Source organism: Wolbachia endosymbiont of Tuta absoluta (genome assembly GCF_059414725.1).
In genome coordinates, this window is sequence record NZ_JBNRJY010000558.1 from 1 (window position 1) to 1,743 (window position 1,743).

General features: G+C 39.1%; 1 protein-coding gene. It reads right to left on the reverse strand.

All coding sequences use genetic code 11. The annotated features are described in order from the left end of the window. Window positions 1–400 precede the first annotated feature (400 nt). Window positions 401–697: a hypothetical protein gene (locus ACJ5GX_RS06300; RefSeq protein WP_495292817.1), complete on the reverse strand. Its 297-nt coding sequence runs from the start codon at window positions 695–697 to the stop codon at window positions 401–403. Between the last annotated feature and the right edge of the window lie 1,046 nt (window positions 698–1,743).

Genomic DNA, 1,743 nt, shown 5'->3' on the forward strand with positions numbered 1-1,743 from the left:
TACTCTTTGAAGGTCAATGTGTGCTCTGCCTGCTTGCACGAAATGCGACCATATCTGCGGTAAAACTTGGACAATTACGTGGTTTTGAAATTCGTTTCTGGCTCTTCTCCTATACTTTACGACCAACCGCATGTCTTCTTCTCTAATATCCTTCAGGAGATCGATCTCTGGCCTTTCGTAGTCGTTCGACTCGAAGTCCACTTGTCTTGGCGTCAACAGCCGTTCTTATCCTGTCTATTACCGCTGAGCTTGTAATGTTATCGTCGCTTGTCGAGGAAATGACTACTGAATGCAGGGGCTGCCGCACGTGATTTGCTTGTTTGGGTGCTGAGTTCGAGTTACCCGCATTATTTAAGCGTGGAGTCGCTGGTTTTTAGGCGTAAGTAGGCAGCGTTTTTATTTACTCACCAAAAACGTCGAATGTGTTAACAAGCTCGGTGAGCTGCCCCTTGGTTTCGACAATCAATTTTTGATTGTCTATGACATTTCGTTTTATTTCCTCCATTTTAACGTTGAGAGCAGCCTGTGGATTGCGTTTAAGATTGTCCACGACATCGTTACCCACCACAATTATTCCCCGCAACGCATTGAGTTCCTGCATGACCTTCTTGTTATTTTCACCCGTCTTTTGTCCTCTGGGTGACTGTGTGGGGGAACGAGATGTGTACTGTTTTATTTCGAGGACATCCGCAGCCATTGTTTCTCTGGTTGCACGTACCTCACTGAGAATATTTTCTAGTTTGATGCTTAATGCCGTATCTGGGCAGTCATTTCCCTGCGTTGATCGATCTTTGGTTTTTACTAATGTACATTAAAGAGTTAATACTAATTCATTTAAAAATAATAGAAAAATTTATGATTATTTTGTAATTTCTAATATTGAATAGTAGTATAAGTACCTGCTTACTTATAATTGTTTGGAAGATATCAATCCCAATTCAATAAATACAGGTTAAACTTTTGCTAACCTCTTCAAGTAAGGAACCGAATAAACTGATTCAATATTCATCTTCATTTAAACAAGATCCTTTAGTCCTCCAGGTAAGAGATTTCTATCAGGTCATCCCCTGTATGTAATAGAAATAAAATAAAATTAATATTTACTAGAGAAAGGAACAAATACAATACTTACTTAAACATTAGTAGTAACAATACCTACTTCCATTCGCACATTATCCTCTTCTGAGAGTTCAAAATATCTAGTTTATTGGAACAGGCATCGTCAGACATTATTCTAAAGATGCAGAACAAATCAGCAACAAGCTTCGTCAAAACCTGTGACAATAATACGTTTCAGCAACATGCTTCGTCAAAAATAACAATGCTTACTTTCAGCCACATGCGTCGTTTTATTTCTTATACCGGTTTTTTTACAAAACCGTTAAAAGTATGGCGCCGGCTTAGAATAGCTTCACCCTATTTCTACCCGTGGGTGTCGTAAAAATCGTCAAATTTATTATTAACTAGTTTGGCCGCGACTTCGTTCGCATTAGATAGTATAACAGTGTGCGCGTTTGAAGAAAAGATCGATCATAGACTCTATTTTAAAATGCCGAAATAATTCCATTAAGTTATCCGTATACCGTTTATAATGAGCACCTTCAATCCCTGCATGTTATTCTGCACTGCAGTATAGAAAAAAATTACCATGCAATACAGCCAACCTTACTTTTCCTCTGCACCTCCAGCACCCTACCAGTTCTACCCTTGCTTGACAACACCGCAAAGAATACTGTACCCCCC

Bases quoted from the DNA above. Each gene is read 5' to 3' on its own strand.
- ACJ5GX_RS06300 (WP_495292817.1), bottom strand. From the start codon at position 697: ATGGCTGCGGATGTCCTCGAAATAAAACAGTACACATCTCGTTCCCCC.